Raw genomic sequence first — 7923 nt, forward strand, 5'->3', positions numbered from 1 at the left:
CGACGGGGCGGTATTAAAGGCGGTAGAGTTGCCAAAGGCGGTGTGGTTTGACAAGCGTTCATTATGGCTAAAAACATGGCTTACGCTAAGGCATGGCGAGCGGTCGGCAGTGAGTGCGAGCGACTACTGGCAGGGTGTGATGAGTTTTGCTGATTTTGCTGTTTTGACACGGCTTATGCTTATGGACGTGGTGCGAGTGGGACTTGGGCTTGATAGCATTCATAGTGATATGGACGTGGCAGGGCTGATAAATGGGGCGGACAATCTTAGCCTTGACAAGGTAGAAAATTTCCTAGCAAGCCTTGATGACATGGCGGTCGCAGTCGGGCAAAACGTACAAGAAAAAATGGCGTATGATGAGCTGTTTTGTCGCTTGGTGGATTTGTGATGTTGGGTTTGGGATTGTAGGGGCGAATCACATTCGCCCTTATGATTTTGCAAGTTTTAATATTAAATCTCTTTCCAAACTAAAAATAAACCCTTATAAGTATTGGGGTTGAAGTTTTTAAACATCCACAAAAATCAGGGTTTGGAAAGAAGTCTATTCTAAATAAATCGGAAATGGCAAAATGCTACAAATTTTATATCAAGATGATGACGTGGTGGCGGTAAACAAACCTGCTGGTATGCTCGTTCATCGCTCGTGGCTTGACAAGCATGAGACGGTGTTTGTGATGACAACTTTGCGAGATATGCTTGGGCAACACGTTTTCCCCGTTCATCGGCTAGACCGCCCGACATCGGGCGTGTTATTATTTGCCAAGTCGTCTGATGTGGCACGGGCATTGTCGGGGCAATTTGAACATCATATGGTAGATAAATCCTATCTGGCGGTGGTGCGTGGCTATCTTTTGGGCAGTGGGCGGATTGATTATCCGTTAAAAGTCAAACTTGATAAAATCGCCGATAAATTCGCCAAAACTAATAAAGAACCTGAATTCGCCATAACCGATTATGAGAATTTGGCAACGTGTGAAATGCCTTTTGTGTCGGCAGATAGATACGCCACATCTCGGTATAGTCTTGTGAAACTTACCCCAATTACAGGGCGAAAGCACCAACTAAGACGGCACATGACGCACCTATTTCACCCGATTGTCGGCGATACGACTCATGGAGACACCGCCCAAAATCGTGCGGTGGCAGAGTTTACAGGCATACCAAGGCTACTGCTTCATGCTTATACTTTGGCATTTGATGACATGAGTGGTAAACGCATTACGGTGGTTGCCCCGATTGATGATGGATTTGGTAAGGTGGTGCATGATTTTGGATGGGGTGATGTAGGAATTATCGACTGATATCAAAATTTAAAACCAAGCAATGTACAAATTTTAACAAATTTTAATTTAAAAATATCATCAACATCCCAATATACAGCGAAGTAGTCAGGATGTATTAAATGACGTGTTCGGCAAATTTCATAGTAATAATTTAACTTCATATCCATCGTATCTATCAAAACCTACAAAAAATTAAGAAAATTGATGAATCCTACTCGTATCGAAGAGAAACTCTCTATCTTGGCGGATGCTGCCAAGTATGATGTCTCCTGCTCATCCAGTGGCGGCAACCGCAAGAACACAGGCGGGCTTGGCAATGCCTCTAAGTCAGGGATTTGCCACAGTTTTACCGAAGATGGTCGCTGTGTGTCGCTGTTGAAGATCCTATTCACCAACCACTGCATCTATGACTGTGCTTATTGTACGTCTAGACGCAGCAATGACACGCCGCGCGCTGCTTTCACCGTTGAAGAAGTGGTGGATTTGACCATGCAGTTTTATCGGCGAAATTACATCGAAGGGTTGTTTTTGAGTTCGGGGATTTTTAAAAATGCGGATTACACCATGGAGCGTCTTGTGCGGGTTGCCAAGACCTTGCGCACCGAGCACAGATTTCAAGGCTATATCCATCTAAAGACCATTCCAGGTGCGTCCGATGAACTGATGAAAGAAGCGGGACTGTATGCAGATCGCCTGTCGGTAAACATGGAAATCCCGACCAAATCAGGGCTTGCGCTCTTAGCACCTGAGAAGAACCACGACGACATGAAAGCGCCCATGCAAACGGTGCAAGAGCAAATCGTGCAATTCAAAGAGTCAAAAAAAGTCCACAAGCACGCTCCTAAATTCACGCCAGCAGGGCAATCCACCCAGTTTATCATCGGTGCGACGGGTGAGACTGACCATCAGATCATCCGCTTATCGAGTCATTTTTATCAAAAATATGAGCTAAGACGTGTCTATTATTCAGGCTATGTGCCCATGCTGTCTGATAAACGACTGCCTGACATCAGCACGCCCGTGCCACTGGTGCGTGAAAATCGCCTATATCAAGCGGATTGGCTCATGCGTTTTTATGGGTTTCGTGCTGATGAGATCGTCGATGCGGATTCGCCTTTTTTGGAATTGCAATTCGATCCTAAGTTGGCTTGGGCGATCCGTCATCGTGAGCATTTTCCTGTGAATATTCAAACTGCGCCTTATGAGATGGTGCTTCGCGTGCCAGGCATCGGTGTGCGCACCGCCAAAAAAATCGTCAAATCTCGCAAATTCACCGCACTGACGTTGGATCATCTTAAACAGATGGGTGCGGCAGTGAACCGAGCGCGTTATTTTGTGGCGTTATCCGTGCCTAATCCTTATCTCAATGATCTGACGCGTGAGAATTTCCGTGAGCTTTTGATGGGAAAAACCAAGACCAAATTCAGCGAGCATCGCACGGGTCAGCTGTCGTTATTCTGAGTAACTCATCAAACCATGCAACTGACACCTTATTCCCAACCATCATTGATGGAATCTCCTGATGAGACCGTGCTGATCTTTGATGGCAGCTTTGAAGGCTGGCTGTCGGCGGTGTTCTATGCTTATGCGCATCGCTTGGTGGGGTCGCCACTATCGATCGTGTCGTCTTTTGATCATGTGCCCAATTTCTTGGCGAATGAGATTTGGATTAAGAATAATGAAGAGCAGGCGACCCGCGTTCTGATTAAGATTAAGCAGATTCTACCGCTGCGAGAAGTGGTGTGGGCGTTTTTATCAGAAGATGCTAAGATATATACGCATCTGTTTCGTGTTGTGGTGTATCAGCTGGATAATCCCAATAAGAAAGTCATGCAAAATTTCGCTCATCCTGATGTGCAGGCGGTTCAAGTCGCCATCAAAAAAGTAGGGCGTGAGCGTCATCGCATGCAAGCATTCGTCAGGTTTGAAGATACCACCCAAGGCGTGTATTTGGCTAAGGTGAGCCCTGATTTTAACGTGCTGCCGCTGCTGGGTGATTTTTTTGCCAAGCGCTTTGCCGATCAGAGCTGGTTAATCTTTGATGTGGTGCGAGGCTATGGGATTTTTTATGACCATACGGAGCCAAAGGCAGGCGTGCGTGAGATTGCGCAGATTGATGAAGTGGTCTTGGAAGATTCATCCGTGATTCACACGGATCGCGAGCCGATATATCAAAGGCTGTGGCAGGCGTATTTTCGCCATGTCACCATCAAGGAGCGCATCAACCCCAAGCATCATATCGCGCAGCTGCCAAGGCGGTATTGGCAATATCTGACCGAGAAAAAGGGCATTTGACGCCCTTTGTGCTGATGCTTATAGCCAGCCTGCTTTGCGAAATTTATAATATAAAAACATACAAATCGCCAAAATCAACCCAATCACAGCGAAGTAACCATAACGCCATGTCAGCTCGGGCATGAATTCAAAGTTCATGCCATAAATGCCTGCCATGGCGGTCGGCACAGCCGCGATACCCGCCCATGCGGCCAACTTTCTAACGACATCGTTCTGACCCATGGTAACCATCGTGGTATAGGTGTTCATCGCCACAGACAGCATCTCGTTGAGCCCATTCACCGCATCTAGCGAGCGTAATAGATGGTCGTTCACGTCTCTAAAATAGGGCTGGGCAGCAGCAGGGAAGGCTGAGATCAGCTCATTTTTTTTGTGATTAATAAAGAAATTACACACGTCTTGTACAGGCAGAATGACCGCGCGCATGTGAACCAATTGTGACTTTAATTCATAGAGGCTTCGTAGCGTGTCACGGCTAAATTCTGATGAAAAAATGTTCCGTTCCTGTTCACGCAGGTAATTACCCAGGCGGTCGGTGATCGGTAGATAGTTATCGACAATAAAGTCCAAAATCGCGTGCAGCACGAAAATCGGACCTAAGCGCAGACGCTCAGGGCGGCGATGATAATGCTCTCGCACAGGGGTGTATGAGTTGGATGCGCCGCGGCGAATGCTGATGATGAAGTTCTTACCCATGAATATCGCCGTTGTGCCGTAGCGGATTTGATTGTCTTCTAGCTTTGCGGTACGTACCACCACGAAGATCATGTCATGGCCATAGCTTTCTACCTTTGGACGTTGATGGTCGGCAAGGGCGTCTTCTAGGGCAAGTTCGTGCAGGTCGAAGGCATCCTTGACCTCCTGAACGGTCTCAATGCTGGGGTCGTATAGACCCAGCCAGATGAATTGGTTGTTGTTGGTGAGTGCGCGACTGACGTCATCAATGGCGAGCTGCTCGATGGGTTCGCCTGTTTTTCTAGAATACGAATAGCAGATGATGGTTTCGTTGTCGCCGGAGTCTTCTAAATCTTCAAATCTGTCAGCATCAGGGTCATACACCGTCATCGTCTCGATGGTGTCTTCGTCTGTAGCGTCTGCATCGCCGTAGATGTAGCTGTCTTGATTGTCCGATAAGACCAACTCTTCGTCTTCTTCCTCGCCAAAATCCAGCTCGCCATCAGTGGGGCGAATGTCGTGTTCGCTGGTTTGAACTTTTAGATAGCTTTCGATGGTGTCAGGTCGATGCGGTTCTGGTTTGGTTGTGGGTGCAGCTGGGGCTAGGATGTCGTCAGTGTCGTGCTTGTGCGGCATGTCGCCCCCTTATGTGCTTGATGTTTAACGCTTATCCACATCAAAATCCAGATGCCGGATAAAATTGCCATATTATAGCAATATTTTAGCCAACTTTCATTATAAATTCATGAGCGTATTCTTGTTGGGCAGTTTTCATGGTTTTTTAAAATAATTTGCAATTTAGCCTAGTCGTGGGCGTGATTTAATGATACACTAAGCACGAAAAAACCACATAAAACCGTTTGTTTTTTCTTGATTTTAATTTGGCAAGTGATGACTTGCTATTTTTATTGTATTTTTTATGCTTTTAGGGGTGATTTGTGCCTGCTTGCACCGCTTCCACCAGTCTTCAAACCCATGCTCAGAATTGGCTGCTGCCCGATGGCGTGGCAGATGTTCTATTTAAAGATGCCCAAAAACAAGAAAGCCTGCGCGATGCGTTATTGTTCGTATTGACGGCGCATGGTTATCGCCTTGTGTCTCCGCCTTTGATCGAATACACCGAGACGCTACTTGGTGGGGCGAATGAAGACCTAAAACGCCAGACCTTTAAGATCGTTGATCAGCTGACAGGGCGTACGATGGGTGTTCGTGCGGACATCACACCGCAGATCACACGCATCGACGCTCAACATGGCACAGGTGTGGCGCGTTACTGCTATATCGGACAAGTATTAAAGACATTGCCTAACGGATTGTTTGGGCTGCGTACACCGCTACAGTTGGGTGCTGAGATTTTTGGTGTGGGCGATGTTGGTGTGGAGCTGTCTTTGTTGGAGCTGATCACCGCCTTGACAGATGAGATTGGCATGAGTCGCCGCGATCTTCACGTGGATGTGGGTCATGTGGCGATCTTTGAGCGTTTAACGCAGTTGCACGGCTTGGATGAGGCAGCTTGTGAGCAGTTGATGGCACTGTATAACAAAAAAGACCTGCCGGCACTTCAAGCGTTCTGTGCTGACATGCTAGATGGCGCTGATTTTTTGGTGCTTGCTAAGCATAATCTGGCTCAAGATGCGACACCAGACGCCAATAATCTATTGGTCAAACTCTCCAAAAAAGCTCAGAACGATCAGATCATCATCGATGCAGCCAAGGATTTGGCGACATTAGGCGCACATATAAGAGCGCTTGGCATGACGGTGAGCGTTGATGTGACTGAGCTGTCTGGTTATCACTATCATACCGGTATTGTATTTAATGTTTATCTGAATCAATCATCAACCACGCAGACGCAGCCTTTGGTTCGTGGTGGGCGTTTTTGTGCGACGGTGGGACGTCAGGCGAGTGGCTTTAGTATGGATATTAACCGCTTGCTTGAGTTTGTTGAACTTCAAGAAGACACCATCATCGTGGTGGACTTCGAAGATCTAGCGAATAGTACCGAGACCCAAAAAGAAGATCTAACCACGCAGATCAAAACCTTACAAGATGAAGGGTGTGTTGTTATCAAGCCGCTATCCGCTGATGACAGACCGGCTCAGATTGATGGCGTGTTACATCTTGATGATGCTGATGGTTGGGCTGTTCGATTGGTCGGTGATGACTGATTTTGATTTGTCGCTAATTTGAAAATTAATTGTTAAATGAGGAATTATCATGGGTAAGAATGTCGTTGTCTTAGGCAGCCAATGGGGTGATGAAGGCAAAGGTAAAATCGTAGATCTACTAACCGAAAAAGCAACCGCAGTAGCGCGCTATCAAGGTGGTCATAATGCAGGTCATACATTGGTTGTGGGTGGTGAGAAGACTGTACTGCATCTTATTCCATCTGGCATCTTGCGCGAGGGCGTGACTTGCTTCATCGGTAATGGCGTGGTATTAGCACCAGATGCACTACTAAAAGAAATGAACGGTCTGATTGACAAAGGCGTACCTGTACGTGAGCGCCTGCGCATCTCTGCTGCATGTCCGCTGATTATGCCTTATCACACCGCACTTGATCAGGCGCGCGAAATCAAACGCGGCAACGCGAAGATTGGCACCACAGGCCGTGGCATCGGTCCTGCCTATGAAGATAAAGTGGCTCGCCGTGCGTTAAAAGTAGCCGACCTATTCCGCAGCGACCTACCGCAAAAGTTAGAAGCGATTTTGGAATATCATAATTTTGCACTGACTCAATACTACAAAGTCGATGCTATCGATTATGATGCGACGCTTGAGCTATGCCAGCTGTGGGCAAAAGAGCTAAAAGATTTGGTTGTTGACGTGACCGAAGAGCTAGAGACTCGCCGTCAAGCAGGTGAGAACCTAATGTTCGAAGGTGCTCAAGGTACGCTACTTGACATCGATCACGGCACTTACCCGTTCGTGACCAGCTCGAACACGACCGCTGGCGGTGTGGCAACAGGTACAGGCTTGGGTCCATTGTATTTTGATTATGTACTAGGCATCACTAAGGCTTATACCACGCGCGTAGGTTCAGGTCCTTTCCCAACGGAGCTGTTTTGTGAAGTGGGTGAACATCTGGCGAAGGTGGGTCATGAATTTGGTGCAACCACAGGCCGTGCCCGTCGCTGTGGCTGGTTCGATGCTGTCAGCCTGCGTCGCGCAGTGGTGCTAAACTCAATGTCTGGCATCTGCTTGACCAAGCTTGACGTATTGGACGGTCTTGATGAGATTAAGATTGCGACCGAATACAAAGTGCCGGCAGGCGAGTGCGCCGGTGCGTACGATGCAGAGTTCTATGAAAAAGTAGAACCAACTTATGAGACATTGGCAGGTTGGAGCGAATCAACCATCGGTGTTACGAAGTTTGAAGATCTGCCAGAGAATGCCAAAATCTACATCAAGCGCATCGAAGAATTGGTGGGCTGTCCTGTAGACATCATCTCGACCGGTCCTGACCGTGATGAGACCATCGTGCTTAGAGATCCGTACGACGCGTAATGATTGATCATCAAAAACACACCTTATTTAAGGTGTGTTTTTTATTGATAGGAATAAAATTTACATAGAAATTAAACCATAACTAAATGAATGTAAAAGTGCAACTTATTTTCATAAAAGTGTAACAAAACACTTGACTTTTATCAGGTTCTACGGTTATATA

At 47.0% G+C, this 7923-nt stretch carries 6 protein-coding genes and 1 pseudogene; 6 read left to right on the plus strand and 1 reads right to left on the minus strand.

Annotated elements, in window-relative coordinates; translation table 11 throughout:
• The 4 genes and pseudogenes from GY683_RS07985 to GY683_RS08000 form a co-directional block, all read left to right on the plus strand.
• Positions 1–388 (plus strand): annotated as a pseudogene (locus tag GY683_RS07985) (DNA polymerase III subunit delta'); the annotation flags it as partial.
• Between the two features lie 181 nt (positions 389–569).
• On the plus strand, positions 570–1301 hold the full coding sequence (truC, locus tag GY683_RS07990; RefSeq protein ID WP_297288228.1) for a tRNA pseudouridine(65) synthase TruC: 732 nt from the start codon (positions 570–572) through the stop codon (positions 1299–1301).
• 186 nt (positions 1302–1487) lie between these two features.
• Entirely contained in the window at positions 1488–2744 is a 1257-nt protein-coding gene (locus GY683_RS07995; protein WP_297288229.1) for a putative DNA modification/repair radical SAM protein, read from the plus strand.
• Between the two features lie 15 nt (positions 2745–2759).
• Positions 2760–3578: a TIGR03915 family putative DNA repair protein gene (locus GY683_RS08000; RefSeq protein ID WP_297288230.1), complete on the plus strand. Its 819-nt coding sequence runs from the start codon at positions 2760–2762 to the stop codon at positions 3576–3578.
• An 18-nt stretch (positions 3579–3596) separates the two neighbouring features.
• Here GY683_RS08000 and corA read toward each other — a convergent pair whose 3' ends face one another.
• A complete protein-coding gene (gene corA, locus GY683_RS08005; protein ID WP_297288233.1) occupies positions 3597–4643 on the minus strand; it encodes a magnesium/cobalt transporter CorA in 1047 nt (348 codons plus the stop codon).
• 548 nt (positions 4644–5191) lie between these two features.
• Here corA and GY683_RS08010 point away from each other — a divergent pair.
• A complete protein-coding gene (locus GY683_RS08010; RefSeq protein ID WP_297288231.1) occupies positions 5192–6421 on the plus strand; it encodes an ATP phosphoribosyltransferase regulatory subunit in 1230 nt (409 codons plus the stop codon).
• Between the two features lie 49 nt (positions 6422–6470).
• Positions 6471–7760 (plus strand): adenylosuccinate synthase, encoded by a 1290-nt coding sequence (locus GY683_RS08015; RefSeq protein ID WP_297288232.1) that lies wholly within the window; start codon positions 6471–6473, stop codon positions 7758–7760.
• Positions 7761–7923 lie beyond the last annotated feature (163 nt).

This window comes from Moraxella sp., assembly GCF_024227015.1.
Taxonomy (GTDB): Bacteria; Pseudomonadota; Gammaproteobacteria; order Pseudomonadales; family Moraxellaceae; genus Moraxella.

Excerpts from the sequence above, each read along its gene's own strand:
- truC (WP_297288228.1), top strand. The coding sequence starts at position 570 with ATGCTACAAATTTTATATCAAGATGATGACGTGGTGGCGGTAAACAAA.
- GY683_RS07995 (WP_297288229.1), top strand. The coding sequence starts at position 1,488 with ATGAATCCTACTCGTATCGAAGAGAAACTCTCTATCTTGGCGGATGCT.
- GY683_RS08000 (WP_297288230.1), top strand. The coding sequence starts at position 2,760 with ATGCAACTGACACCTTATTCCCAACCATCATTGATGGAATCTCCTGAT.
- corA (WP_297288233.1), bottom strand. The coding sequence starts at position 4,643 with ATGACGGTGTATGACCCTGATGCTGACAGATTTGAAGATTTAGAAGAC.
- GY683_RS08015 (WP_297288232.1), top strand. The coding sequence starts at position 6,471 with ATGGGTAAGAATGTCGTTGTCTTAGGCAGCCAATGGGGTGATGAAGGC.